At 61.2% G+C, this 25,470-nt stretch carries 23 protein-coding genes; 2 read left to right on the top strand and 21 right to left on the bottom strand.

Annotation, left to right across the window (positions count from 1 at the left end; all coding sequences use genetic code 11):
- Positions 1-7: 7 nt before the first annotated feature.
- From D3870_RS02440 to D3870_RS02380, 13 genes are all read right to left on the bottom strand, one after another.
- Positions 8-2,395 carry a 3-hydroxyacyl-CoA dehydrogenase/enoyl-CoA hydratase family protein gene (locus D3870_RS02440; protein ID WP_119736373.1) on the bottom strand — a complete coding sequence of 796 codons (2,388 nt, stop codon included), beginning with the start codon at positions 2,393-2,395 and terminating at the stop codon, positions 8-10.
- Between the two features lie 156 nt (positions 2,396-2,551).
- Positions 2,552-4,342 carry an acyl-CoA dehydrogenase C-terminal domain-containing protein gene (locus D3870_RS02435; protein ID WP_119736371.1) on the bottom strand — a complete coding sequence of 597 codons (1,791 nt, stop codon included), beginning with the start codon at positions 4,340-4,342 and terminating at the stop codon, positions 2,552-2,554.
- Positions 4,343-4,393: 51 nt separating this feature from the next.
- Positions 4,394-5,050, bottom strand: a complete 657-nt coding sequence (locus tag D3870_RS02430) for a TetR/AcrR family transcriptional regulator (RefSeq protein WP_119736369.1) — start codon at positions 5,048-5,050, stop codon at positions 4,394-4,396.
- Between the two features lie 232 nt (positions 5,051-5,282).
- Entirely contained in the window at positions 5,283-5,660 is a 378-nt protein-coding gene (locus D3870_RS02425) for an RNA-binding S4 domain-containing protein (RefSeq protein WP_119736367.1), read from the bottom strand.
- An 84-nt stretch (positions 5,661-5,744) separates the two neighbouring features.
- Positions 5,745-6,986 carry an MFS transporter gene (locus D3870_RS02420; protein ID WP_147375686.1) on the bottom strand — a complete coding sequence of 414 codons (1,242 nt, stop codon included), beginning with the start codon at positions 6,984-6,986 and terminating at the stop codon, positions 5,745-5,747.
- Positions 6,987-7,239: 253 nt separating this feature from the next.
- Positions 7,240-7,608: a RidA family protein gene (locus D3870_RS02415; protein ID WP_119736364.1), complete on the bottom strand. Its 369-nt coding sequence runs from the start codon at positions 7,606-7,608 to the stop codon at positions 7,240-7,242.
- Positions 7,609-7,686: 78 nt separating this feature from the next.
- A complete protein-coding gene (locus D3870_RS02410) occupies positions 7,687-9,018 on the bottom strand; it encodes an NAD(P)/FAD-dependent oxidoreductase (protein WP_119736362.1) in 1,332 nt (443 codons plus the stop codon).
- A 27-nt stretch (positions 9,019-9,045) separates the two neighbouring features.
- Positions 9,046-9,816, bottom strand: a complete 771-nt coding sequence (locus tag D3870_RS02405) for an ABC transporter ATP-binding protein (RefSeq protein ID WP_119741565.1) — start codon at positions 9,814-9,816, stop codon at positions 9,046-9,048.
- A 23-nt stretch (positions 9,817-9,839) separates the two neighbouring features.
- Complete coding sequence (locus D3870_RS02400; protein ID WP_422879658.1) at positions 9,840-10,613, bottom strand: ABC transporter permease; 774 nt, start codon at positions 10,611-10,613, stop codon at positions 9,840-9,842.
- Between the two features lie 76 nt (positions 10,614-10,689).
- On the bottom strand, positions 10,690-11,685 hold the full coding sequence (locus D3870_RS02395; protein WP_119736360.1) for an ABC transporter substrate-binding protein: 996 nt from the start codon (positions 11,683-11,685) through the stop codon (positions 10,690-10,692).
- A gap of 21 nt (positions 11,686-11,706) precedes the next feature.
- Complete coding sequence (locus tag D3870_RS02390) at positions 11,707-12,669, bottom strand: LysR family transcriptional regulator (RefSeq protein ID WP_119736358.1); 963 nt, start codon at positions 12,667-12,669, stop codon at positions 11,707-11,709.
- Positions 12,670-12,984: 315 nt separating this feature from the next.
- On the bottom strand, positions 12,985-13,494 hold the full coding sequence (locus D3870_RS02385; protein ID WP_199710488.1) for a GNAT family N-acetyltransferase: 510 nt from the start codon (positions 13,492-13,494) through the stop codon (positions 12,985-12,987).
- A 30-nt stretch (positions 13,495-13,524) separates the two neighbouring features.
- On the bottom strand, positions 13,525-14,430 hold the full coding sequence (locus tag D3870_RS02380) for a DMT family transporter (RefSeq protein WP_119736356.1): 906 nt from the start codon (positions 14,428-14,430) through the stop codon (positions 13,525-13,527).
- Between the two features lie 138 nt (positions 14,431-14,568).
- Between D3870_RS02380 and gcvA the strand changes: the two genes are divergently transcribed.
- Positions 14,569-15,510 (top strand): transcriptional regulator GcvA, encoded by a 942-nt coding sequence (gene gcvA, locus D3870_RS02375; RefSeq protein ID WP_119736354.1) that lies wholly within the window; start codon positions 14,569-14,571, stop codon positions 15,508-15,510.
- A 68-nt stretch (positions 15,511-15,578) separates the two neighbouring features.
- On the opposite strand, the gene D3870_RS02370 is transcribed toward gcvA, so the two are convergent.
- A complete protein-coding gene (locus D3870_RS02370; RefSeq protein WP_119736353.1) occupies positions 15,579-16,091 on the bottom strand; it encodes a GNAT family N-acetyltransferase in 513 nt (170 codons plus the stop codon).
- Between the two features lie 327 nt (positions 16,092-16,418).
- Between D3870_RS02370 and D3870_RS02365 the strand changes: the two genes are divergently transcribed.
- Entirely contained in the window at positions 16,419-17,720 is a 1,302-nt protein-coding gene (locus D3870_RS02365; RefSeq protein WP_119736351.1) for an NCS2 family permease, read from the top strand.
- Positions 17,721-17,847: 127 nt separating this feature from the next.
- On the opposite strand, the gene D3870_RS02360 is transcribed toward D3870_RS02365, so the two are convergent.
- The 7 genes from D3870_RS02360 to D3870_RS02330 form a co-directional block, all read right to left on the bottom strand.
- Positions 17,848-19,014: a phospholipase D-like domain-containing protein gene (locus D3870_RS02360; protein ID WP_119736349.1), complete on the bottom strand. Its 1,167-nt coding sequence runs from the start codon at positions 19,012-19,014 to the stop codon at positions 17,848-17,850.
- 102 nt (positions 19,015-19,116) lie between these two features.
- Positions 19,117-19,914: an endonuclease/exonuclease/phosphatase family protein gene (locus tag D3870_RS02355; RefSeq protein ID WP_119736347.1), complete on the bottom strand. Its 798-nt coding sequence runs from the start codon at positions 19,912-19,914 to the stop codon at positions 19,117-19,119.
- Positions 19,915-19,986: 72 nt separating this feature from the next.
- Positions 19,987-20,478: a dihydroneopterin triphosphate diphosphatase gene (gene nudB, locus D3870_RS02350; RefSeq protein WP_422879633.1), complete on the bottom strand. Its 492-nt coding sequence runs from the start codon at positions 20,476-20,478 to the stop codon at positions 19,987-19,989.
- A 193-nt stretch (positions 20,479-20,671) separates the two neighbouring features.
- The gene (locus D3870_RS02345) at positions 20,672-22,339 is read right to left on the bottom strand and encodes an Ig-like domain-containing protein (RefSeq protein ID WP_158590361.1); all 1,668 of its coding nucleotides are present in this window, start codon (positions 22,337-22,339) and stop codon (positions 20,672-20,674) included.
- 173 nt (positions 22,340-22,512) lie between these two features.
- Complete coding sequence (gene aspS / locus D3870_RS02340) at positions 22,513-24,330, bottom strand: aspartate--tRNA ligase (protein WP_119736341.1); 1,818 nt, start codon at positions 24,328-24,330, stop codon at positions 22,513-22,515.
- Between the two features lie 84 nt (positions 24,331-24,414).
- Positions 24,415-25,056 carry a DUF502 domain-containing protein gene (locus D3870_RS02335; protein ID WP_119736340.1) on the bottom strand — a complete coding sequence of 214 codons (642 nt, stop codon included), beginning with the start codon at positions 25,054-25,056 and terminating at the stop codon, positions 24,415-24,417.
- Between the two features lie 49 nt (positions 25,057-25,105).
- Positions 25,106-25,396 (bottom strand): FmdB family zinc ribbon protein, encoded by a 291-nt coding sequence (locus D3870_RS02330; RefSeq protein ID WP_119736338.1) that lies wholly within the window; start codon positions 25,394-25,396, stop codon positions 25,106-25,108.
- Positions 25,397-25,470 lie beyond the last annotated feature (74 nt).

The following is a 25,470-nucleotide window of genomic DNA, read 5'->3' as shown; positions in this document are numbered from 1 at the left end:
GGTCCGGTTAGTTGCGGACGGGTTTGCCGGTCTGCATCATGCCCATGATGCGCTCTTGCGTTTTCGGATTGTTCAGCAGCTCCATGAAAGCCTTGCGCTCGAGGTCGAGCAGCCATTGCTCGTTGACCAGGCTGCCTTGCTCGATGTCGCCGCCACTGACGATCTCGGCGATCAGCGAAGCGATCTTGAAGTCGTGCGCCGAGATGAAGCCGCCATCGCGCATGTTGACCAGTTGCGCCTTGATGGTCGCCAGACCGTAGCGGCCGGTGACCGGCACCAGCTTGCGCTGCGGGGCGCGATAGCCGGCGTCGAACAGCGCGCGTGCTTCCACCTTGGCGACATGCAGCAATTCGTAGGGATTGAACACGATGGTGTCGGTCGGCTTCAGGTAGCCCATCTGCTGCGCTTCCAGCGCCGACTTCGACACCGCGGCAGTGGCCGCGTTGGTGAAGTAGACCTTCAGGAATTGCAGGATGTCGTTGCCCTTCGCGTCGTTGGCGGCGCGCACTGCAGCCTCCTTCAGGCCGCCGCCTGCCGGCACGAGGCCGACGCCGACTTCGACCAGGCCGATGTAGGACTCGATCGATGCCACGCGCTTGGCCGCGTGCAGCATCAGCTCGCAACCGCCGCCCAGTGCGAGGCCGGCAACCGCAGCCACGACCGGCACGTTCGCATACTTGAGTCCCTGCAGCGCATTCTGCAGTTTCGCAACTTCCGGCTCGATCGCCTTCACGCCGCCGGACATGAACACCGGCAGCATGGATTGCAGGTCGGCACCGGCCGAGAATGCACCGCCGTCGGCCGCATTGGCGTTCCAGAGCACGAGCCCCTTGAAATTCTTTTCCGCTTCGTCGATCGCCTTTGCCAGACCGTTGATCACGCCCTGGCCGATCACGCCCATCTTGGTCTTGAGCGACAGAATCAGCACGTCGTCGTTCTGATGCCAGATGCGCACGGACTCGTCTTCAAGAATGGTCGTGCCTGCAGTCGCGCCGTTTGCGACGTTATCGCCGAGCACGGCAGCGCGGAATGCCTGACGCTGATATACCGGCAGATCGGAGCGCGGCACATAGGACTTCTTCGCCGGCGACCACGAACCGTCCGGCGTATGCACGGCATCGCGGCCGTCGAACACCCATTGCGGCAGCGGCGCGTTGCACAATGCCTTGCCCGCTTCGATGTCTTCCTGCACCCATGTCGCCACCTGCTGCCAGCCGGCGGCTTGCCAGTTTTCGAACGGGCCGGTCTTCCAGCCGAAGCCCCAGCGCAACGCGAAATCGATATCGCGCGCATTGTCGGCGATGGATTCGAGATGCACGGCGATGTAGTGGAATGCATCGCGGAAGATCGCCCACAGGAATTGCGCCTGCGGATTGGTCGAATCGCGCAGCGCCTTCATGCGCTTGGCCGGGTCTTTTTCCTTCAGGATGCGAGCGATGATGTCGTCCGCTTTCTTGCCGGCGGCGACATACGTGCCGGTGGCCGGATCGAAGCGCTGAATGTCCTTGCCGACTTTCTTGTAGAAACCGCCGCCGGCTTTCTGTCCGAGCGCACCCGCACCAATCAGTTTCGCCAGCGTATCCGGCGTCTTGTAGACGGGGAAGAACGGATCGTTCTGCAGATTGTCCTGCATGGTCTTGATCACGTGGCCCATCGTGTCGAGGCCGACCACGTCCGCCGTGCGGAATGTGCCGGACTTCGCGCGCCCCAGCTTGGCACCGGTCAGGTCATCGACCACGTCATAGGACAGGCCGAATTTTTCCGCTTCATGAATGGTTGCCAGCATGCCGAAGATGCCGACACGGTTGGCGATGAAGTTCGGCGTATCTTTTGCACGCACCACGCCTTTGCCCAGCGTCGTGGTGAGGAAGCCTTCGAGCTGATCGAGAATTTCCGGGCGGGTCGAGACGGTCGGGATCAATTCCACCAGATGCATGTAGCGCGGCGGATTGAAGAAGTGCACGCCGCAGAAGCGCGCCTGCAGGTCGACGTCGAAGCCTTCGGACAATGCCGTGATCGACAGGCCGGAGGTGTTGGAAGCGAAGATCGCGTTCGGCGCGATGTGCGGCGCGACTTTCTTGTACAGGTCGTGCTTCCAGTCCATTCGCTCGGCAATCGCCTCGATGATCAGGTCGCAGCCTTTCAATACATCGAGATTGTCTTCGTAGTTGGCGACTTCGATCAGCGCGGCGTCATCCTTGTTACCGAGCGGCGCAGGGCTGAGCTTTTTCAGGTTGTCGATGGCACGCAAGACGATGCCGTTCTTCGGACCTTCCTTGGCAGGCAGGTCGAACAGCACGACGGGCACTTTTGCATTCACGCAGTGGGCGGCGATCTGCGCACCCATCACGCCTGCGCCGAGCACGGCGACTTTTTTGACGATGAAGTTGGACATGGGATTATTCCTTTAAATTCGGAGCGAATATTCCCTCCCCTTCAAGGGGAGGGTTAGGGTGGGAATGGGTTTTCTTTCAGCGCGACTGAAACCCATCCCCCACCCAACCTCCCCCTTGAAGGGGGAGGAGCGGAACAACAGGAAGTTGCGTACTTCTTAGAACAAATCCGCTTCCAGCGCCATCAGGCTTGCCGATCCCGAACGCGCCTGGCGAATCAGCATCGCGGTTTCCGGCAACAGGCGTGCAAAGTAGAAACGCGCGGTTGCCAGCTTTGCCTTGTAGAAGCTGTCGCCGGCATCCTGCTTCGCCAGCGCAATCTTCGCCATTTGCGCGAAGAAGTAGGCGAACACCAGGTGACCGGCCACGCGCAGGTAAGGCACGGCAGCCGCGCCGACCTCGTCCTGGTTCTGGAATGCCTTCATGCCGATTTCCATCGTCAGCTTGGTGACCTTGTCGCCGATGTCGGCCAGCGGCGTGATGAATTCGGACATCGCTTCATCGGTGCCGTTCTCTTCGACGAATGCCTGCACCTTCGCGCCGAACTTGCGCAGCTTCGCGCCGTTGTCCATCAGGATCTTGCGGCCCAGCAGGTCGAGCGACTGGATGGTGTTGGTGCCTTCGTAAATCATGTTGATGCGGGCATCGCGCACGTATTGCTCCATGCCCCATTCGGAGATGTAGCCGTGGCCACCGAATACCTGCATCGCTTCCGATGTGGAGATCCAGCCGTTGTCCGTCAGGAAGGACTTGATGATCGGCGTCAGCAGCGCGACTTCGTCGGCCGCATCCTTGCGCACCTCTTCATCCGGGTGGTTCAGTTCCTTGTCGATCTGCAGTGCCACGTACGAGCTGAATGCGCGGCCGCCTTCGGCATAGGCTCTTGCGGTCAACAGCATGCGACGCACATCCGGGTGCACGATGATCGGATCGGCGGCCTTGTCCGGTGCCTTCACGCCGGAGAGGCTGCGCATCTGCAGACGATCCTTCGCGTACAGCACGGCGTTTTGATAAGCGACTTCAGTCAGGCCGAGCGATTGCATGCCGACGCCAAGACGCGCCGCATTCATCATCACGAACATCGCGTTCAAGCCCTTGTTCGGTTCGCCGATCAGCCAGCCAGTCGCACCGTCCAGATTCATCTGGCAAGTCGAGTTGCCGTGGATGCCCATCTTTTCTTCGATCGCGCCGCAGAAAATGGTGTTGCGCTCGCCCGGCGTGCCGTCCGCCTTCGGCAGGAATTTCGGCACCAGGAACAGCGAGATACCCTTGGTTCCCGTCGGTGCATCCGGCAGGCGTGCCAGCACGAGGTGAATGATGTTGCCCGACATTTCATGCTCGCCGGCAGAGATGAAAATCTTGCCGCCGGTGATCTTGTAGGAGCCATCCGCCTGCGGTTCCGCCTTCGAGCGCAGCATGCCCAGATCGGTGCCGCAGTGCGGTTCGGTCAGGCACATGGTGCCGGTCCATTCGCCGGACACCAGTTTCGGCAAATACAGGGCTTTCTGTTCCTCCGTGCCATGCGCATGCAGGCACTCGTACGCGCCGTGCGACAGGCCGGGGTACATGGTCCATGCCTGGTTGGCCGAATTCAGCATTTCGTAGAACGAATTGTTCAGCACGATCGGCAGACCCTGGCCGCCATATTCCGGATCGGCGGACAGTGAGGGCCAGCCGGCTTCGACGTACTGCCGATACGCTTCCGTGAAGCCCTTCGGGGTCTGCACGACGTGCGTTTCCTTGTCGAGACGGCAGCCCTCGCGGTCACCCGAATGGTTCAGAGGGAACACGACTTGCGAGGTGAACTTGCCGCCTTCATCCAGCACCTGGTTGATGATGTCGGCGTCGACTTCCGCGTGCGCCGGCAATTGCTTCAGCTCTTCCTCGACGTTCAGCAGTTCGTGCAGCACGAACTGCATGTCACGCAGCGGAGCGATGTATTGACCCATGATTTTCTCCCGAAACTAGACGAATTGAATAAACACGAATTTGATAAACGATCAGGCGGTCTTTCTTGCAGCAGATTTGCCACCTTGCTTTGCGGCCTGTTTCGGTTGCGGCTCCTGCTGCGCAATCTGATATGCCGCGAGCAGGCGTTCAAACCCGACTTCCGCGCGGCTCACGCTACCCGGCATCTTCAGGAAGCGGGCATCGTGATGCAGCGCCAGGATCAGGCCGTACATCTCGAACACCACCTGGTCCGGATCGGCGTCGGCACGCAAGTGTTCCATCTCGATCGCCTGCTTCACGCAACGCAGCAGCGCGGACTTCCACGCGCGCACCATGGTCGCCAGTTCCTCGCGCACCGCACCCGGCCGGTCATCGTACTCCACCGCGCCGCTGATGTAGATGCAGCCGGACGCGATCTCGACCGACACGCGCTTGATCCAGCGCGCGAACATCGCCTGCAAGCGCGGCAGGCCGCGCGGTTCTTTCATGCTTGGATAAAACACCTCTTGCTCGAAGTGATGGTGATAGAGCTTCACCACCTCGATCTGCAAATCCTCGCGCGAACCGAAGTGGGCGAACACGCCGGATTTGCTCATGTTCATCTTGTCGGCCAGCAAGCCGATCGTCAGTCCTTCGAGGCCATCGCGGCTCGCAAGGTCGAGTGCCACATCGAGAATGGCGGCACGTGTCAGCTCGCCTTTGCGCATGAATTTCGGTGTTGAATCGTTGGAATGGGTAGCCACAGCAATCGTCCTGTCAATGAATCTGGAACTCGTCAAGTATCAGCGCCCACAGCATATTCGAACGCTCGTACTATTATCCACCAGATTGCAAAAGTCAAACAGGAACTTAGAGAGAAGATTCTATTTGTGCCATGCGGAAAACCAGAGGAAAACCGCAGCGAGTGCGCGGCTTTTGCCGGCTTCCGGGAAGGGCTTTTCAGGAGTGCGACTTGTCGATCAGGCGGCGATCGCGCTTGGTGGGACGTCCCTTGATGTCGGAGGCGGGTTCGCGGAAGTAACGGTTGCGCTCCGCCTGCTGCTGGCGCTTGGCGATGCTGTTTTCGGTTTCGGCGTAGAGGGTCTGCGCAATCGCTGCCGAGCCGCGCTTGTCGGCAATGCCCTGCACCACGACCTCCCATTCGGTGGAGCCGTTATCGATTTGCAGGGTATCGCCCGCCTTGACGCTGCGCGCGGGTTTGACGCGTTCGCCATTCAATCGCACCTTGCCGCCGTCCACGGCATCCGTCGCCAGCGAGCGCGTCTTGAAGAATCGTGCGGCCCAAAGCCATTTGTCGATACGAACGGAGTCACTCATGATTGCACACAGTCTGCAAATGGATATTGTAGACGCCGTCCGTGCGCCAAGGGCCCTGCGCGGACGAAGAATGGCCGGAGACAGTCAAACCCGGTAACGCCGGATTGCCAGGCCCGCAGCGACGCCCAGCAGCGCGGCGGTACCGGTCACGAACAGCGCATCGCGCCACAGTCCGCTCGATGCGACCAGCATGGCGATGATCGGCGGTCCGATGAAAGAACCCAGATTGCCGCATTGCATGAACAACCCCTGAAGGGTCGCGATCTGCTTCGGCGTGCGCGACAGGGTGGCTGATGCCGACAGCACGGAAGCCGGCATCAGACCGCCAACGAACGAGAGCGTGAGGCACAGGGCATAGCGCACGATGTCGGGAAATACATCAAGAAAAATTCCGGCGCCCGACAGTCCGGTCACGATGCTTGCCGCCAGAATCAGATTGCCGCGGCGATATCCCCGCTGCAGCAATTTGCCGCCGAGCAGATTGCCGGGCACGTTCACCAGCACCATGAAGCAGGACAGCAGCGATACCGCCAGTGCGCCGAAACCGCGCTGCTCGCGCAGGAAGGTCGGCAACCAGATGATCAGGGCGAAGTGCTGGACCGTCCAGCATCCCATCGCAAAGGCCAGCAGCCAGGGCGCCGGTTGCGCGAGTGCCTCCTTCGCCGTCGCCAGCATGCCGGTCTCCGCGTTGGCCGGCGCGGGGACGTGATAGGCATGCCGGGACCGGTAGATGGCCAGCGCGGCCAGCGCGATCACCGCCAGCGTCAGCATCCATACGGCGCGCCAGCCATCCAGGTGCATCATCAGCGGCGCGGCCAGCATGACCAGCCCGACACCACCGGGCATGTATGCGCTCCACATGCTGAGGGCGAAACGGCGGTCCTTCGGATCGCTGGCTGCGGTCAGCAAGGCGGGAGCCGACACTGCCACCGAGACCATGCCAGCGCCTTCGGCAAAGCGCGAGATCAGCAGGCCGGTTTCGCCGCTGGCAAAGAACGCGCCGAGGGTGCCAGCCGCACTGACTCCCAGTCCGAAAAAGCACATGCGCAATGCGCCGACGCGATCGCCCGCCAGACCGAACAGCAATGCCGTCGTCACCGCCAGCATGTTGATCATGGACGACACCCAACCCGCCGTCACCATCGACATGCCGAACTCCGCACGCAGCTGCGGCATCACGATGGAGACCTTGCCGACATTCATCGCAACCGCGACGCCGCACAGAACCGCCGCCAGCACAGCGTACCAGTTCGTCGCAAGCGCAGCGCGCGGGGCGGGGGAATTTACGGAAGTGGAATGAGCGGCGTGTTGTGCGAGGTTTTTCAATTTGCGACTGAGCGTGACGGGAACAATGTGCGGTCTTGCAAGAGACCGTCATTATCCGTCAACGTCCGCGTCATCGCATGGCACACACATCAATGATCAAATTGGCAATGCAGGTCTGCATTGCACATGAGGGAGTGGGGAAGATTTTTTGTGGCTTTCAGGCCTTGTCGCGAAGCGTCATCATGCTTGCATCACGCCTACGACCCGCTGCGCAAGCCCGTGGGGCAGACGCAGCGGATATTCGAACCGGTGGTTACGCGGTCTTGCGCGGTGCCGATGCTGCCGTTACCACGACTTCAATCAGCTTCTTCGGCGACGCGAGCTGCGCCTGCACCGTCGCGCGCGGCGGCGTATTGCCGGGTGCCACCCAGGCGTCCCACACCTCGTTCATCTGCGAGAACAGGGACATGTCGGAGATGTAGATCTGGCATTGCAGGATGCGGCTCTTGTCGCTGCCCTTCTCCGCCAGCAGGCGGTCCACGCATGCCAGCACTTGCGCGGTCTGGCCGCGCATGTCCTGTTCCACGTCGTCCGCGATCTGTCCGGCGAGGTAGATCACGCCGTTGTATTCGGCGATTTCCGAAAGCCGTTTTCCTACGTGGCTGCGCTGTATGTCTGTCATGATTTCATTCCTTTCGTGGTTGAGAGATTGCGCGCGAGGATACGGATTCCTCCATGCGCGCGCAATCGGTCTGTCTGACTATCGTTCCAGTCCCGCCTTCTGCGCCTGATAAAGAATCGCGGATACGACGCCGATCTTTCTGAATGGCTCCGGCGGCAGCCATGTCGGACGTTCCAGGCTGAGGACGTCGCTCAGCAACTCCGACTGACTGCCCGCCGCCATGTCGCCCAGCAGCCTGCCGTACACGCTGCCCTTGAGCACGCCGGCGCCGTTGCATCCGAGCGATGCATAGATGCCGGGCCGCACCACGCCGAAGAAGGTCGCGCCGTTGCGAGTGAGCGCCGTGGTGCCGCCCCACAGGTACTCGAACTTGTGCGACGCCATGTTCGGATAGCGCCGCTTGTAGCAGTCGGTCAACAGCGCCCTGGTCTGCTCCAGCGTCTGTTCGCGTTCGTACGAATAGGCGCTGCGCACCATGAAGCGTCCATCCTGCGTGCGGCGCAGCGTGGTGCCGAGGCGGTTGGCGGGGATGATGCCCCATTCGTTTTCCTGCCCCAGCTTGGCAAGCTCCTCTTCCGGCAGACGCGGCGTCATGCCGGCGTAGGTGTAGATGGTGATGAGGCGGTCGCGCAGCACACCCAGCTTCTTGGCGAATGCATTGTTGGCGAGGATGATGCGGCCGGCGCGGAAGGTGCTCCGCGCGGTGTGCACGCGGAACGGACCATTGCCATCGAAGGCCAGTACGGGTTCGCATTCCAGCAGCTGCACGTTCGCAGGCAGCGAGTCGGCGAGTCCGCGAATCAGCGCCGCCGGCTGAATGAAGACGTTGTGCGTCGAGTGATAGCCGTACTTGTAATAACGCGTGCCGAACTTTTGCACCAGCGCATCCTGGTCGAGCTCGGTGAATTCCACGCCCCAGTCGCGATATTGCTGCAAGGTCGCCTTCAGATTCGCTATGCCGCCGTCGGTCGCTGCCGCATGATACTTGCCACGATGGCTCCAGCCGCAATCGATGCCGTGCGAGTCGATCAACTGCTTCAGCCATTCCAGGCCGAAGTCGTACAGCCGGATCTGCTTGCGTGCGACTTCGAGCGGGCTGACATGGCCGCCCATGTTGGTGTTGTGCGGGAGGTTGATCAGGAAGCCGGAATTGCGGCCGGCCGAGCTTTCGCCGACCGGTGCCGCGTCGACCACGAGAACCGACTTGCCCGGTTCCAGTTCGGCGAGGCGCCTTGCGGCGGCCAGGCCGGTGTAGCCAGCGCCGATCACGATGGTGTCGAACGTCGTATCAGAGGGCAGCGCGGTGCGCGGCTGCCGCGCCGGCAGCATGGCATTCCAACCGGAGCCGCTATGGTAGACGGGAAAACTGCGAGGATAGCTATCGCCAGCCGGCGAGCCTGAGTTATTCATGACGCGTTTGTTTTCTTGTTGAGGGAATCAATGAGGCGCGCGGCTTTCCATGCTGCGCATGACCTCGGCCTGCACCGTGCTCCAGATCTGCGTCTTCAGCTCGTTGAAGCGCGCCGAGAGTTGCACGTCCGCGTTGCGCGGATGCGGCAGGTCGTTCACGATGTCGCATGCGACGCGGCCTGGGCGCGCGCTCATGATGACCATGCGCGTCGAGAGCATCAGCGCTTCGTCGATGGAGTGCGTGATGAAGACGATCGTCTTGCCGCTCTTCTCGTAGATCTGCACCAGTTCTTCCTGCAACACCTGCCGCGTCATGGCGTCGAGCGCGGCGAACGGTTCGTCCAGCAGGATGACATCAGGATCGTTCGCCAGCACGCGGGCGATCGACACGCGCTGGCGCATGCCGCCCGACAGCGCCTTCGGATAGGCATTGGCGAAATCCTTCAGACCGACCATCTCGATGTAACGCTGCGCCGTCGCGCGCCGCTCGGCGGCGCCGATGCCCTTCATCTTCAAGCCGAAGGCGACGTTTTCCGCCACCGTCAGCCACGGGAACAGCGCGTACTGCTGGAACACCATGCCGCAGTGCGGGTCGATATCCTTGACCTCGCGGCCGTTGACCACGATGCGTCCGGTCGACGGTTTTTCGAAGCCGGTGATCAGGTTCAGCAGCGTCGACTTGCCGCAGCCGGAGGCTCCAAGCAGAACCAGGAATTCACCCTTCGCCACCTTCATGTCGACGCGATCAAGCGCCTTGAAGTCGCCGAAGGATTTGGAGACGCCTTCAATGGAAATCATTGTTTCTTTCATCGCTGCTTCCTTCATCGCTGCCATGCGAGTACCTTGTTTTCAATCTTGCGCAACACGATGTCCGTGATCAGGACAGTGACGCTGATCATCACCATGCCCAGCACCACCGCGTCGGTCTGGAAGAATTCCTTGCCGTTCATGATCAGGAAGCCGAGGCCCTCCTTCGCCGCCACCAGTTCGGCGGAAATCACGCAGGTCCATGACAAGCCGAGGATGACCTTGAAGCCACTGATGATCTGCGGCAGGCTGCCCGGCAGGATCACTTCACGCATGACCTGCCAGCGGTTGGCACCGAGATTGCGCGCGGCGCGGATCAGGAGCGGGTCGATGTTGCGCGTGGCATCAATCACATACAACAGCGCCGGTGCGAAGGTGCCCATGAAGACGATGCTGTACTTCTGCGTTTCGCTGATGCCGAACCACAGCAGTGAAAGTGGAATCCAGCTCATCGACGGCAGCGGACGCAGAAACGACAGGATCGGATCGAACACGGCGCGTGCGACACGCGAAGTGCCGAGCACGATGCCCAGAGGAATCGCGAGCAGCGTCGCGACGAGGAAGCCGATCATCACGCGCCGCGTCGATGCCAGCACATGGCCCATCAATGTTCCTTCGCGGAACATGCTGGCGCAGCGTTCCAGAACCGCGCTCGGCGACGGCAGGAAAATCTGATCGACCAGTTCGAAGCGGCAGGCCGCTTCCCAGATCAATAAAAATACCAATACGGATATGCAGCTGATGACCAGGAATCCCGGATGCCGCCCTTGTTGCTTGTTCAAAACCATCTCCCCTTCGGTTGCCGGCATCACCGCCGGGCGGCGAAAAATCCGCCCGGCGCGTCCATGCTCCATGCGTCATGCATCACAGGTAATTCACATTCGTCCAGTCGCGCACGGCAGGCGCCTTGTCGATCTGCTTGTGGGTGACCAGCATCTCGGCAAGCTTTTGCAAGCCGTCCACGTACTTCCCCGGCGTGGTCAGCAGCGCCTTCTGCTGCGCCGCGTCGTACCACGTGGCGTCCTTGATCGTGGCGATCTGATCCTGCAACGTCAGATTCGTCAGCTCGGTCAGATACTTGGCCGCCTGGTCCGGCTTGTCGCGCAACATGGTGCAGGCTTCGAAATACGCTTGCAGGAACTTGCGCGCGGCATCCGCATTCTTGCCGGCGAAGTCGCGGCGCATGACCAGCACGTCGGGTCCGGGCGTGACGCCGTACTGCTTGTACAGGCTGAAGCCGGTATCGTCGGCCAGCAGCTTGATATCCGGCATGCTGCGAATCCTGTTGAACTGCGGCGTCCATGCCGCGGCGGCATCGATCTGGTTGGATTGGAAGGCGGCCGGCAATTCGGGCGCAGGCACGTTGAGCAGCGACACATCCCGGTCCGGCGAGAGTCCCGCCGAGGCCAGCAGGTCCAGCACCAGCATGTGGCTGCTGGAAGCGAAGGTGACGCCGATCTTCTTGCCCTTCAGTCCCTGTATCGACGTGATGCCGGAGCGGACGAACAATCCTTCCACGCGACCAAAGTCTTCCGGCACGCCGACGATGGAGAAATGCTTCGAGCCGCGCGCCATCAATGCCAGCGCGGAGACGATGCCGGTGCAGGCGACGTCGATGCCGCCGGAAAGCATCGCGCTCATGCGCGCCGACGAGGTGCCGAACGACTGCCATTTGACGTCGAGGCCCTTCGCCGCGAACAGGCCCGACTTGATGCCGATGTAGGCGGGATAGTGGCCCAGCCATGCGGAGCCGCCGTAGTTGATGACCTGCGCATCGGCGGCCTTGACGATGCCCGGCAATGCGGCTGCGCCTGCCAGCGATACTGCGCCTTTCAGGAATGTGCGACGGGTATTGAACATGTGATCTCCATCTCGTTTGTATTAATTGAGGTAAACCTTGGCGCCGAGCCATGGAACATGCGCCTTCATTTCCGGGAAGACGTCCTGCTCCAGCACCCTGCGGCTGGTTTGATAAAAATGCTCCGCCATCTCTTCGTATTCGTCTTCGCGCGAAATCTGGTAGATGGTTCTGGTCAACGCGGCGCCCGGGAGCGGAATGGCCACCACGTCTTTCATGTAGACCCGTCCCTGCAACAGGCACAGTGGGGTCGTGATCGTCCAGCCGAGGTCTGCGGCAATCATTGCCATGACGACATCGGAGGTATCGATTTCAAGATAGTGCGGCGCCGACATGCCGCGCCGGCGCAGGTAACGCTCGATCATCGCGCCGAAATGCGAGCGGGCGCTGAAGCGGACCAGTTGCATTTCCTGCACCAGTTTGCCCAGATCGGCGTCCTCGAACTGCTCCTGCCGGCATTTCGGCAGCACGACCAGGAAAGGCTCGGTGAACAAGGGCCGGCGCACCAGGCCATCCATGTCTTCCAGCAGGTCGGAGGTCACGATCAGATCCACGTGCCGGTTGAGCAGGGATTGCGCATGACTGTGCGCAAGCCCGGACCACAGCAATACCTGGCTGGCATTGACGGAGACCTTCTTCATGATGGCCGGCCCCACCATCGCGGCGAAGGAGTCGATCATGCCGACGCGGATCTTCGGACGGTTCGCCATGTCGGCCTCATGCACCTGCGCGATGAGACGATCCATGTCGTCGACGATCTGGCGCGCGCGGCGGCTGAGGGCGACTCCCGCCGCCGTCAGCTTGAAGGGACGGCGCGACCGATCCAGCACCTTCGTGCCGAGGATCTGTTCGATCTGCGTGACGGCCTGGGAAACTGCGGATTGCGTGATCTGGAGCTGCGCTGCGGCGGTTGAAAGACTTCCGCTTGCTGCGACCACCTCAAAGATTCTGAGTGCCCGAATATCTAAAGTTGCAACATCCTTCACGATGCTTCTTGTCTCGAATGATTATGAGCAGATACTAACGATTCACCCCGCAAAAGCGAAGAAATCGCCATCTCTTAAGTAAAATTAATAGTGCATTTAAATAATTCTGAAAACATGCCGCGCCCATGCGTTGGATGTGATGCATGTGACATGAATGCATGATCGAATTTGCACGCGAAGCTGATCGTTTTTGCAATGGGCGATGATCGACGGGCGCATGCATGTCCATCAGCAAATCGGATCGGCGCTTTTTCGAGAAGGATGGCGCTGAAAAGTTCACTGCATGCGGATGCGCGTGCAGTGACTTGAGCCGCGTTACACGCTGCCGAATGCTGCGTGATAGCTGATCGTGCCGGAAGCGCCACGCAGATAATCGGGGCGCAGCTCGACGACCATGAATGCGTCTTCCGGCACATCGTATTCGCTATCGATGCCGAAACGCGTGGAAGGATGGAATCCGAAACGGGGATAAAACCCGGGATGGCCGAGCACGACGACTGCGCCGAAGCCTTGCTCCCTGCATCGTTCGAGCCCCGTGCGTACCAGCGCCGACCCGACTCCCGTGCGCTGATGCGCAGGCGCGACGGCCATGGGGGCCAGCCCCATGATGCGCAGATCGGTTCGTCCCGACAGCGATACCGGCGAAAACAAAATGTGGCCAACGATCTCGCCGCCGTCTTCGGCAACGAGCGATATCGCGGGTTGTGCCTGCACGCGCAGCGCATCGACCAGGTCGGCTTCTGCCGCAGTGTCGAACGCGGCCGCATTCACGGCATGCACCGCACTCCTGTCCTTTTCTTCCTCTGCACGAATCACCACGGTCATTCTCGACTTTCCCTTGCAATACGCGCTGCGTTATTTGGCGGACGCCCCTGCCGTCTCGGTCGTCTCGGTCGCATCGGATACCGATTGCCGCTGCGGCTTTTGCGCGAGCAGTATCACGGCAGCCAGCACCATGACACCGCCGGCCATCTGCCCCATGCCGACGGATTCGCCCAGCAACGCGACGCCGAGACAGATCGTGACGACCGGCTCCAGCGTGGAAATGATCGACGCCTGCGCACCACCGATATGCTTGATCCCGATCAGGAAGGTCGCGATGGCGATCACCGTTGCCAATGCAATCGCCGCGATGGCGAGCCACACCGACGCGTTTGGAGGCAGAGCATGGCCGCCGGCGAATGCGAGCGTGCCGTTGCCAAGCGCCGCGGTTGCCATGACGACCAGAGTAGCTGCGAGCGGATCGGTGTCTTGCGTCAGTCTGCCGCCGATCAGGATATAAATCGCATAGATCGCCGCCGCCGCAAGACCGAGCGCGATACCGAGAGGTTTGCCGTCGAGATTGCCGCCGAGCGTGATCGCGATACCGGCAATCGCGAGCGCCATCAGCACCAGGGTGCGGCGATCCAGCTTCTCCCAGCCGAAAGTGACCGCCAGCAGCGTGACCAGCACCGGATAGACATACAACAGCAAGCCGACCAGTCCGCTGCTCGCATGCATCAACGCGGTGAAATAGCTTTGCGATTGCGCGGTGTACAGCATTCCCATCAAGGCGAATCCGGCCAGCGCACGTCCGCGCGGCAGCCGCAAGCGCATGGCCCAGACCACCGGCGCAAGGATGGCGACCGCCAGCAAAAAGCGCAACGCCAGCAGCATGGTCGGGCTGACGCCGCCGGCGTAGGCGTACTTGGCGAACAAGGCCATGCTGCCGAAGCCGAGGGCAGACAGCAGGACGAGACCGATGGCGTAGTGGCGGGGCATGGCGGATATCCGGAAAGAGCGAATTGAATTGGGGGTAAAGCACGATGCATTGATGCAAACTCAGTCTATGTCCTTGCAGGCAGCCGGACAAATCAATATTCTTGCTGGATAGACCCAATCCTATTGAGGCTCACCGCCATGCCAGACCGCTTGCCGCCGCTGCCCGCCGTTCGCGCCTTCGAAGCGGCCGCGCGTCTCGGCGGCTTCCAGAATGCCGGGGAGGAATTGCACGTGTCGGCCGGTGCCGTCGCGCATCAGGTCAAGCAACTGGAGGCGTGGCTGGGTGTCGCCCTGTTCCATCGCCTGCCGCGCGGCGTGGCGCTCACGGCGGCAGGCCGGCAATATGCGCAGGCGCTGCAACCGCTGCTGGACGGACTGGCCGATGTTTCCGAATCGATCAAGCGCCACAGCGACGAACGCGTGGTGACGGTGACCTCGGTGCCGTCGCTGGTGGCGCGCTGGCTGATGCCGCGTCTCGGGCGCCTGCAGCGCCAGCATCCCGACATCGACATGCGCGTGCTGGCCTCGCTGCATCCGGTCGATTTCCTGCGCGATGGCGTGGATGTGGCGATACGGCTGGGCACCGGCCCCTATCCAGGACTCAAGGCTGATCTGCTGATGGAGGAATCGTTCTCGGCGGTGTGCAGCCCCGCCTTCCAGGCGGGCGCACCGGACATTCGCGAGCCGGCGGACTTGCTGCGCCATCCGCTGCTGCACGACGAAGTGGAAATCCGCATCCCGGACGAGATCACCTGGCCGCGCTGGTTCCGTGCGCTAGGCATCCCGTATCACGGCGGCACGCGGCCCAGCTTTTCACACACCTATCTCACGCTCGAAGCGGCGGCGAACGGCCAGGGCGTGGCCCTCGCCCCCGAACCCTTCATCAGCGAAGACCTGCGTACGGGTCGGCTGGTGCGCCTGCTGCCGCAACTGGTCACCGGCCCCTACCGTTTTCACCTGCTGCGTCTGCCGGAGGCGGAGGCGCGGCCTGCGGTCAAGGCGTTCTGCGACTGGATTATCGAGGAAGCGCGCGCCGAACATGCGGGTGAGGCAAGCGCCATGCGTGGCGCAGGAGAGTGACGCCGTCCCTTATGCCTGTCAGTCCGGGGGCAACGCGGAATGACAGTTGCGCGTGATTTCTCGCGCTGTCATTCCATGACGATTCTGCACACCGTGGTCCGGCGCGATCCCGAACTCCTGCGCTCCGGGTCGTCGAAGGTATCGATCTCGATGAAACCGGCCTTGCGCATCATGCCGCCGGATGCAAGGTTTTCCTCGTGCCGCTCGATGTAGATTTCCTTGCACCCGTGGGCGGCGAGCTGTGCAATGGCTTCACCCAGCAATCGCGCACCGATGCCTTTTCCCGCATGCTGGCGATGCACCACCGCTTCGCAGATGTAGCCGTGCAGCTGCCCCGCATGTGCCAGCGATTGATAGCGCGCCAGATCGCGGCTCGTGAGATAGGTCACGAATCCGACCAGCTCCTTGTCGATCTCGGCGATCGCCGCATGCGTCTTGTCGCGCGCAATGGCGGCGAGATGCGCGGACACTTCCGCCTCGGGAAGGAAATTCCACTGGTTGGCGCCATGTTCGAAGATGAAAACCTTCATCGCCGCCACGTCGCCGGCGTTCGCTTTTCTCAGGACGATTTCTTTTGTCATGCATGCACCTGGTGTGAGGAATTGGTATGAGGGATGGCCCGCAGACGATTGCATCATCGCTGCGGGCACGGCGTGCATATCGTATCAAAAGCGACGATAACGAGGCGGCGCAGCACGATGCGATATCACTCTTGCAACACCGCATGCCGCGCTAGTACTGCACCGTTTCCTCAACAGGCCGCAAGCTCCCTGTCGATGTTTCCGGTTTGCACAAAAACCGGTAAGCTCCCTTCGCCACGAACGATGCAAAAACGTGCGCAAACATAGGGATTCCGAAATGGCTTTTAATACCTTCGCCACCTGTCCGCACCCAACAAGGAGAAAAAAATGAGCTGGCTGGAACGACTCTTCAAGCTGAAAGAACAGGGAACGGATGTGCGGACCGAGTTGCTGGCCGGCCTGACCACCTTCCTGACGATGGCCTACATCATCTTCGTCAACCCTTCCATCCTCGGCGACGCCGGCATGCCCAAGGACGCCGTGTTCGTCGCGACCTGCGTGGCCGCCGCGATCGGCACGCTGGTGATGGGCCTGTACGCGAATTACCCGATCGCGATGGCGCCCGGCATGGGCCTGAACGCCTACTTTGCGTATGGCGTGGTCAAGGGCATGGGCTACACCTGGGAAGCCGCGCTCGGTGCCGTGTTCATCTCCGGCTGCCTGTTCCTGATCGTGACGCTGACGCGCATCCGCGCGATGATCGTCAACGGCATCCCGCATTCGATCCGCTCGGCGATCACGGCCGGCATCGGCCTCTTCCTCGGCATCATCGCGCTGAAGAATGCCGGCATCGTCACGGCCCATCCGGCCACGCTGGTCGCGCTGGGCGACCTGCACAAGGTGGAGGCGATACTCGCCATCGTCGGCTTCTTCGTGATCGTCGCGCTGGACCGGCTGAAGGTAAAAGGTGCGATCCTGATCGGCATCGTCGTCGTCACCGCGCTGAGCTTCGTCTTTGCCGGCAACAAGTTCGGCGGCATCGTATCCCTGCCGCCGTCGATCGCGCCGACCCTGTTCAAGCTTGATATCTCGACCGCCCTGTCGGTCGGGATTCTCAATGTGGTGCTGGTGTTCTTCCTGGTCGAACTGTTTGATGCGACCGGCACGCTGATGGGCGTGGCCAACCGCGCCGGACTGCTGAAGGAAGGGAAAATGGATCGTCTGAACAAGGCCCTGCTGGCTGACAGCAGCGCGATCGTCGCCGGCTCCGTGCTCGGTACCTCAAGCACCACCGCCTTCATCGAAAGCGCCGCCGGCGTGCAGGCGGGCGGGCGCACCGGTCTGACCGCAGTGGCCGTCGCCATGCTGTTTCTCGCCGCGCTGTTCATCGCGCCGCTGGCCGGCGCCGTGCCGGCATACGCCACCGCGCCCGCCTTGTTCTACGTGTCATGCCTGATGCTGCGCGAGCTGGCCGACGTCGACTGGGACGACACCACCGAAGGCGTGCCCGCCGTCGTCACCGCGCTCCTGATGCCCTTCACCTATTCGATCGCGAACGGCATCGCATTCGGCTTCATCGCCTATGCCGGCTTGAAGCTGCTGACCGGCCGCGCGAAGGAAGTGCCGGCGATCGTGTGGATCATCGCGGCGGTGTTCATTTTCATGTACGTGTATATCGGGGCGCACTAGAGCGAATTGTCGATGACGGCAGGGTGCGCGCGGCGCACCCTGCACCGATTGACACGCCGATCCGGACATCAGGCCATCGTGATGTCCTCGCGCACATTCCGAAGCGACATCGCGCTGCGGCCGCGATTCACTCGGTGTACCGACCCAGCGTGATGATCCGCAAGACGTTCTTGTAGAACAGGTAGGCCGCGCGATGCCACGCGCGCTCGTACCACGGCATGCTCGCGAAATCCTCCGGCCGGATGATCACGCTGTCGGCCACCGCATTCTCGATCTGCGCCCGCAGCGCCTCGGCGAACTTCCTGTCCTTGACCACGACATTGGCTTCCTGATTCACGAACAGGCTCAGTCCATCCCAGTTGCTCGACCCGACCGTGGCCCAGTCGTCATCGACCACCGCGACCTTGCCGTGCAACTGCGTTCTCCTGTACTCCAGCACCTTCACACCACTCTTCAACAGCTTCGGATAGAAGGAATGCGCGACCGCATCCTGGATGCGGAACTGGCCGACGCCGATCAGGAGCGTCACGTCGACGCCGCGCGCCGCTGCCGACGCCAGGCCGTCGCGCACCTTGCGCCCCGGCGCGAAGTACGGATTCGCCAGCAGCACGCTCTTGCGCGCGCCGCCCAGCGCCTTGAGCAGGGCCTTCTGGATGGTGCGGCGGTTGCGCAGGTTGTCGCGCACGACGAGGCCGGCGAATGCGGTGCCGTCGAGTACATGACGCGCCGTCGAACGCCGCTCGCGAAACGTCTCCCATCGATATCGCAGATGCAAGCCTTCGAGCAGCCGCCATTGCGCGCGCGCTTCCTCATGGATGGTGAACACCAGCGGCCCCGCAATGCGCACGGCAAAATCCCAGCGCGGTGCCGGCAGCGGATCGTCAAAGCCATCGTCGGAAATCATGTCGTCATTGATGTTGAGTCCGCCGAGGAAGGCAAGCTTGCGGTCCATCACGCAGAGCTTGCGGTGCGTGCGCGCGACACCGCGTCGGAACCAGGCATTGAAGATGCGATGCTGCACGCCCCCCGCGCGGAACTCGCGTTGCAGAATGACGGATTGAGCATGACCGGTGCCCAGCCAGTCGCTGATGACATGCACCGCGACCCCGCGCGCGGCGGCCCGCAGCAGCGCATCCTTGACCGCGTTCCCGACCGGGTCCAGCGCGAAGATATAGGTCTCCAGATAGATGTCGAATTCCGCCGCGTCAATGGCGGCGATCAGCGCCGGAAAGAACTCGGCGCCGCGAAAGAGCAGCGTGATCTGGTTGTGAGCGGTAAAGTCGACCGGACGCATGGGGCAACAAGTTTCCTCTCAATGCAATTCGGAGAATCATCCGACATCGTCGCCCCTGCGACACTCCGGCGCAGGAGCTTCACGCGGCCGCAAAAGGCTCGGCTACGCTGCCAGTTCCAGTGTGGCCACGATCGGCGCATGATCGGACAGCCTGGCCCACAATCCGCCATGCAGCACCTGCGCCGTCTCGACCTTGAAGCCGCGCACATAGATCCGGTCCAGCCGCAGCCACGGCAACGCGGCCGGAAAGGTCCGCGCGGGCTGCACCTTCGTGCCTCGCCCGGCGAGCCGGTGCAGATAAGCGCCGAAGCCGCGCGACGGCAGGTTGTGATCAAACACCTCGGTCACGCTCAACTGCATCCTCAGCGTTTCGCTCAATTTGTTTGTCCAGTCGTTGAAGTCGCCGGCGATGATGATCGGCGCACCGCGCGGCGCGGAATTCTCGACTGCCTCGATCAGCGCGTCGGTCTGCCGCTTTCTGCTGCCGGCGAACAAGCCCAGATGGACCACAAAGCAATGCACCGGGCCATGCGGCGTGTCCACCACGCAATGCAGGATGCCACGCGATTCATAGGCGTGATCGGATACATCCTGGTTGCGCGACGATGCAATCGGATAGCAACTCAGCAATGCATTGCCGTGATGGCCATGATCGTAGATCGCATTCATGCCGTAGGCGGAATGGAGCTTCTCGCCGGCGAAAAATTGATGCTGCGCCTGCTCCGGCCACCTCGCCGCATGTCGCATTGCAAAGCGGTCATGCCGCCCCTGCACTTCCTGCAAAAACGTGATGTCCGCTTCCATGGTGGAAAGCGCCTGCTTCAGCGCGTGAACACGCGGCTGACTGCGGAAAGAAGAAACACCCTTGTGAATGTTATAAGTGGCAATGCGAAGTTTCATTCGAACAATGTAATTCGTTATCTATGTTTGTATGGACACCTGATACGCAGATTTGTTCGTACGCAAGATAATTCAAGATGCATCGATGAACTTCGGCAGCTGCAAAATCGCTTCCGCATTGGATGGCGAAAAGCACTTGTCGGCAGCCTCTTGATAAGGCAGCCACATATGGTTGAGATGTTCGCGCGGAGCAAGCTTGATTGAAATATCGCTCGGCACCCGCAAGCCGAAAACATGCTCCGTATTTCTTGTCACGCCAGGCGCGTAGCGATGCCGCCACACCGGATAGATTTCATAGATATTGGAAACATGCCAATCGCGCAGATTGTCCGCAGGTACGTCGCCACAATCCGCTTCTTTATTCAATGACAATGTGCCAACCCTGATTCCCGTTTCCTCGAACACCTCCCGCCTCGCCGTCTCGATCAGGAGTTCATCCACACTGTCTTTCGAACCGGTCACCGACTGCCAATAGCCCGGCTTGTCCGCGCGCTCGATCAGCAACACCTCGAGATCGGCGGTATGGATCACGACGAGGACCGATTCGGGGATCTTGTAGTTCATCAGGGTCATGTCAAGGAAGATGCGGTTGCTTCCCGCTCATTGTAATCACATGTGAATCGGAATCCGACTTCATGTGCGCGAGATGAAAAAAGGCGCGGGATATCGCGCCTTTTGACTGCCTGACCCGGACCGAATACGGAGTGCCGCCGACGCGCATGGGCACAGCCATTGCGCCCCTTGCGCCGCTGGACACTCATTCAAAACGGCTGGACCAGATGTTGTTTCGCGCGCCGTCGGAGTGCTGCCACACCACCAACGCACTGCCGCTGGCATCGATGGCGATCGCGGGAAAAGCCGCATCGCCGGCGTTGTCAGTCTCGATCAACTGCGCCGTGCTCCATCCCGCCCCCACCGTATAGCGGTTGGACCAGATATTGTTTCGCACACCGTCGGACTGTGGCCATACCGCGAGTGCATTGCCGTCGGCATCGATGGCAATCCGGGGAAGGGATACGCTGCCGGCGTTGTCGGTTTCGATCAACTGCGCCGCGCCCCAACCCGATCCTGCCGTATAACGATTGGACCAGATGTTGTTTCGCACACCATCGGACTGAACCCATACTGCCAACGCATTGCCCTTGGCATCGAAGACAATTTGAGGAGCGTCGGCGCCGGCGATGTCGTTGGTTTCGATCAGTTGCGCCGTGCCCCAACCTGTGCCTGCCGTATAACGATTGGACCAGATGTTGTTCCGCGTGCCGTCGAATTGCGACCATATCGCCAATGCATTGCCGTTGGCATCGATGGCGATCTTGGGAAGGAGCGTATCACCTGTATCGTCGGTTTCGATCAGTTGCGCCGTGCCCCAGCCGGTGCCTGCCGTATAGCGATTGGACCAGATGTTGGTTCGCACGCCGTCGGACTGGCGCCACACCGCCATCGCGTTGCCATTGGCATCAACGGCAATTTGCGGAAAGTCCGCGGAGCCCGCATTGTCGGACTCGATCAATTGCGCAGTGCCCCAGCCCGAACCCGTCGTATAACGATTGGACCAGACATCGTATCGCGTAGCGTCGCGCTGGATCCATACCGCCAGCGCATTGCCATTGGCGTCGACCGCAATTTGCGGAGATGTCGCGAGTCCTGCGTTATTGGTCTCGATCAATTGCGCAGTGTCCCAGCCCGATCCCGCCGTATAACGGTTGGACCAGATGCTGTTTTGCGCTCCATCGTGCTGCCGCCATACCGCCAGCGCATTGCCCTTGGCGTCGAAAGCGATGGCAGGTTCGCTTGCGAGGCCAGCATCGGTCTCAATCAATTGCGCAGTCCCCCAGCCCGATCCTGCCGTATAGCGGTTGGACCAGATGCTGATTTGCACGCCGTCGTGCTGGCTCCACACCGCCAGCGCATTGCCATTGGCATCGATGGCGATCTGGGGAATGATCGCAGGGCCCGCATTGTTGGTCTCGATCAATTGCGCTGTTTGCCAGTTGCCGTCGCCGGTGGTGAAGCTGAGTGATTGAGCACCGGCAAGCTTCTCGCCGGACGCACCAAGCAGGCTCCCGCCCACACTCAAGGTATAGGCTGTCAGCGGACGCAATTGCTGCGCCGGATTCACCGTGAGCCGGGTGCCGGCCACGGTCAACGACAGGGGCACGCTGCGGCCGGCACCCATCAGAGTGACATTGGCCGTGGTGGCGGTCGCACCGTCGAGCCCTGCGGAAAAGGTCAGCTGCGGCTTGACGTTGCGCGCCACGGCGACTGCCCCGTTGGCAACCGTGCTGCTCGCCATGGTCAAGGCAGGTGTGGGCGCATCCTGCACACTGGTCGATCCGCCGCAGCCTGCCAACAGCAGACCGGCCGACAGGCTGGTCACCACAAGACACGTGTCAATTCTGAAAAATGCAGGGATTTTTTTCATTGAAGATCCTTTATTGGTAAGCCACGCCAGGAAGCATTTCGGCAACATATTGCCATATTGAAAATGTAGCATGGGCGCATGCTATTCCAGTCAGAATCCAATGTGATGTGCATGAAATGAAAAAAGGCGCGGACATCCGCGCCTTTTTCTTGTGTGCTGCAACCGCCGAATACTTACGCCTTCACCGCCGGCTCCACATTCCGCAAGCGGATATGCAACTCGCGCAACTGCTTCTCGTCGACTTCCGACGGTGCTTGCGTCAGCAGGCACTGCGCGCGCTGCGTCTTCGGGAATGCGATCACGTCGCGGATCGATTCGGCGCCGGTCATCATCGTGACGATGCGGTCGAGGCCGAAGGCGAGGCCGCCGTGCGGCGGCGCGCCGTACTGCAACGCGTCGAGCAGGAAGCCGAACTTGAGCTGCGCTTCCTCGGCATCGATCTTGAGCGCGCGGAACACCTTGCTCTGCACGTCGGCGCGGTGGATACGCACCGAGCCGCCACCCAGTTCCCAGCCGTTCAGCACCATGTCGTAGGCCTTCGCGATGGCCTTGCCCGGATCGGTTTCGAGGAAGTCTTCGTGGCCGTCCTTGGGTGAGGTGAACGGGTGGTGCGCGGCGACGTAACGCTGGTTGTCTTCATCGAATTCGAACATCGGGAAGTCGATCACCCACAGCGGCTTCCACGTCTCCTCGAACAGGCCGTTCTTGCGGCCGAAATCGCTGTGGCCGATCTTCACGCGCAGCGCGCCGATCGCGTCGTTGACGACCTTCGCCTTGTCCGCGCCGAAGAAAATCAGGTCGCCGTCCTGCGCGCCGGTCTGCTCGATGATCTGCGCGAGCGCGGCGTCGTGGATGTTCTTGACGATCGGCGATTGCAGGCCGTCGCGACCCTTCGCTTTCTCGTTGACCTTGATGTAGGCGAGACCCTTCGCGCCGTAGATCGCGACGAATTGCGTGTAGGCGTCGATCTCGGAACGCGGCATGCCGGTGCCTTCCTTCGCACCACCCGGCACGCGCAGGCCGACCACGCGCCCGCCTTCCATGTTGGCGGCACCGGAGAATACCTTGAACTCGACATCCTTCATCACCGCGGTCAGATCGGTGAATTCCATCTTCACGCGCATGTCCGGCTTGTCCGAACCGTACAGGCCCATCGCGGTCGCGTAATCCATGACCGGGAACGGGTTCGGCAGCTCGATGTCGAGCGTGTTCTTGAACACGAGACGGATCATGCCCTCGAACAGATCGCGGATTTCCTGCTCACCCATGAACGAGGTTTCGCAGTCGATCTGCGTGAACTCGGGCTGACGGTCTGCGCGCAGGTCCTCGTCGCGGAAGCACTTGGTGATCTGGTAGTAGCGGTCGAAGTTGGCGACCATCAGCAGCTGCTTGAACAACTGCGGCGACTGCGGCAACGCGAAGAAGTGGCCGGCGTTCACGCGTGACGGCACCAGATAGTCGCGCGCGCCTTCCGGCGTGGACTTGGTCAGCATCGGTGTTTCGATGTCGATGAAGCCGTTGGCATCGAGGAACTTGCGCACTTCCATCGTCACCTTGTAGCGCAGGCGCAGGTTCTGCTGCATCTGCGGGCGGCGCAGGTCGAGCACGCGGTGCGTCAGGCGCGTCGTCTCCGACAGGTTGTCGTCGTCGAGCTGGAACGGCGGCGTGACCGATGGGTTGAGCACTTCAATCTGGTGGCACAGCACTTCGATCTTGCCGGACTGCAGGTTGGCGTTGGTCGTGCCTTCCGGACGGTCGCGCACCACGCCGGTGATGCGCAGGCAGAATTCGTTGCGCACGGCTTCCGCAGTCTTGAACACATCGGCGCGATCGGGGTCGCACACAACCTGCACCAGGCCTTCGCGATCGCGCAGGTCGATGAAGATCACCCCACCGTGATCGCGGCGGCGATGCACCCAGCCGCACAGGCTGACGGTTTGGCCGAGGAGCGCCTCAGTGGTGAGGCCGCAGTAGTGAGTTCGCATAGACATAGTCAGGTTCCAGTTTCAAATTCTTCAGTGATGACTCCGGCGAATCGATGTTTGCGCGTGAGTCGTGTTCTTTATGGAAAACCGTCAGGTGCCGGTCTGGGTGGAAACGGCGCTCAGAGGCTTCGCCACCGGTACGAGATGCTCGGGTGAAACGACGCCCATCGATACGATGTATTTCAGCGCTTCATCAACGGTCATGTCGAGTTCGATCGTATCGGCCCTCGGCATCATCAGGAAGAAGCCGGAAGTCGGATTCGGCGTGGTCGGCACATAGACGCTGATGTAATCGCCAACCAGATGATTGCGCACGTCGCCACCCGGCACGCCCGTCAGGAATGCAATCGTCCATGAGCCCTGACGCGGATACTGCACCAGCATCGCCTTGCGGAAGGCATTGCCGGAAGAGGAAAACAGCGTATCCGATACCTGCTTGACGCTGGAGTAGATCGAATTGACGATGGGAATGCGTTTGAGCAGGCCTTCCCATGCACGCACCAGCTTGTTGCCGATGAAATTGCGTGTCAGCAGACCGGTCAGGAAGATGACGAGCAGCGTCAGTATCGTGCCCAGCCCCGGAATGTGGAAGCCGAACACGTTTCTTGGCTGCCAGCGTTCCGGCAGCAGAAGGAGCGACTGGTCCATGGTGCCGATGACCAGATTCAGCACCCACAGCGTGATGGCGAGCGGAACAAGAATCAGCAGGCCGGTAATGAAGTATTTACGCATCGGTTTCTTTGAGTGTGAATCTGCGCGGCAGATTCCGGGAAGGCAAAGTTTAGCTTGAGGTGCCGGTGGCTGCGTCCGATGAGCTCGCTGCGGCGGGCGCGCTGGCGCTCGAAGCAGAGTTGGCGTTCGATGTGGCGGGAGCGGAAGTGCCGCCCGAACCGCCACGAAAATCCGTCACATACCAGCCGCTGCCTTTCAGCTGAAAACCGGCGGCAGTCACTTGCTTCTTGAATGCGGGTTGATTGCAGGATGGGCAGACGGTCAAAGGCGCATCGGACACTTTTTGCAGTGCATCCTTGGCGAAGCCACAGGCGTCGCAACGATAAGCGTAAATCGGCATGAAAAAATCTCCGCAAAAATCATCCAAAACCCTGAATTATAAAGGTTTTCCTGCCGTTTTTGCGCGCCGGCATT

Source organism: Noviherbaspirillum cavernae, assembly GCF_003590875.1.
GTDB classification, from domain to species: domain Bacteria; phylum Pseudomonadota; class Gammaproteobacteria; order Burkholderiales; family Burkholderiaceae_D; genus Noviherbaspirillum; species Noviherbaspirillum cavernae.
The sequence above is the reverse complement of the archived record's forward strand: the minus strand, read 5'-3'. Positions and strand labels throughout refer to the sequence as shown.

What these genes read in the sequence shown, in the direction of transcription:
- D3870_RS02360 (WP_119736349.1), bottom strand. Translation starts at nt 19,014, where the DNA reads ATGCGTCCGGTCGACTTTACCGCTCACAACCAGATCACGCTGCTCTTT.
- aspS (WP_119736341.1), bottom strand. Translation starts at nt 24,330, where the DNA reads ATGTCTATGCGAACTCACTACTGCGGCCTCACCACTGAGGCGCTCCTC.
- D3870_RS02330 (WP_119736338.1), bottom strand. Translation starts at nt 25,396, where the DNA reads ATGCCGATTTACGCTTATCGTTGCGACGCCTGTGGCTTCGCCAAGGAT.
- D3870_RS02400 (WP_422879658.1), bottom strand. Translation starts at nt 10,613, where the DNA reads ATGGTTTTGAACAAGCAACAAGGGCGGCATCCGGGATTCCTGGTCATC.
- D3870_RS02385 (WP_199710488.1), bottom strand. Translation starts at nt 13,494, where the DNA reads ATGACCGTGGTGATTCGTGCAGAGGAAGAAAAGGACAGGAGTGCGGTG.
- D3870_RS02415 (WP_119736364.1), bottom strand. Translation starts at nt 7,608, where the DNA reads ATGACAGACATACAGCGCAGCCACGTAGGAAAACGGCTTTCGGAAATC.
- D3870_RS02355 (WP_119736347.1), bottom strand. Translation starts at nt 19,914, where the DNA reads ATGAAACTTCGCATTGCCACTTATAACATTCACAAGGGTGTTTCTTCT.
- D3870_RS02365 (WP_119736351.1), top strand. Translation starts at nt 16,419, where the DNA reads ATGAGCTGGCTGGAACGACTCTTCAAGCTGAAAGAACAGGGAACGGAT.
- D3870_RS02425 (WP_119736367.1), bottom strand. Translation starts at nt 5,660, where the DNA reads ATGAGTGACTCCGTTCGTATCGACAAATGGCTTTGGGCCGCACGATTC.
- D3870_RS02380 (WP_119736356.1), bottom strand. Translation starts at nt 14,430, where the DNA reads ATGCCCCGCCACTACGCCATCGGTCTCGTCCTGCTGTCTGCCCTCGGC.
- D3870_RS02410 (WP_119736362.1), bottom strand. Translation starts at nt 9,018, where the DNA reads ATGAATAACTCAGGCTCGCCGGCTGGCGATAGCTATCCTCGCAGTTTT.
- gcvA (WP_119736354.1), top strand. Translation starts at nt 14,569, where the DNA reads ATGCCAGACCGCTTGCCGCCGCTGCCCGCCGTTCGCGCCTTCGAAGCG.
- D3870_RS02345 (WP_158590361.1), bottom strand. Translation starts at nt 22,339, where the DNA reads ATGAAAAAAATCCCTGCATTTTTCAGAATTGACACGTGTCTTGTGGTG.
- D3870_RS02335 (WP_119736340.1), bottom strand. Translation starts at nt 25,056, where the DNA reads ATGCGTAAATACTTCATTACCGGCCTGCTGATTCTTGTTCCGCTCGCC.
- D3870_RS02435 (WP_119736371.1), bottom strand. Translation starts at nt 4,342, where the DNA reads ATGGGTCAATACATCGCTCCGCTGCGTGACATGCAGTTCGTGCTGCAC.
- D3870_RS02370 (WP_119736353.1), bottom strand. Translation starts at nt 16,091, where the DNA reads ATGACAAAAGAAATCGTCCTGAGAAAAGCGAACGCCGGCGACGTGGCG.
- D3870_RS02430 (WP_119736369.1), bottom strand. Translation starts at nt 5,050, where the DNA reads ATGCGCAAAGGCGAGCTGACACGTGCCGCCATTCTCGATGTGGCACTC.
- D3870_RS02440 (WP_119736373.1), bottom strand. Translation starts at nt 2,395, where the DNA reads ATGTCCAACTTCATCGTCAAAAAAGTCGCCGTGCTCGGCGCAGGCGTG.
- D3870_RS02405 (WP_119741565.1), bottom strand. Translation starts at nt 9,816, where the DNA reads ATGATTTCCATTGAAGGCGTCTCCAAATCCTTCGGCGACTTCAAGGCG.
- D3870_RS02395 (WP_119736360.1), bottom strand. Translation starts at nt 11,685, where the DNA reads ATGTTCAATACCCGTCGCACATTCCTGAAAGGCGCAGTATCGCTGGCA.
- nudB (WP_422879633.1), bottom strand. Translation starts at nt 20,478, where the DNA reads ATGAACTACAAGATCCCCGAATCGGTCCTCGTCGTGATCCATACCGCC.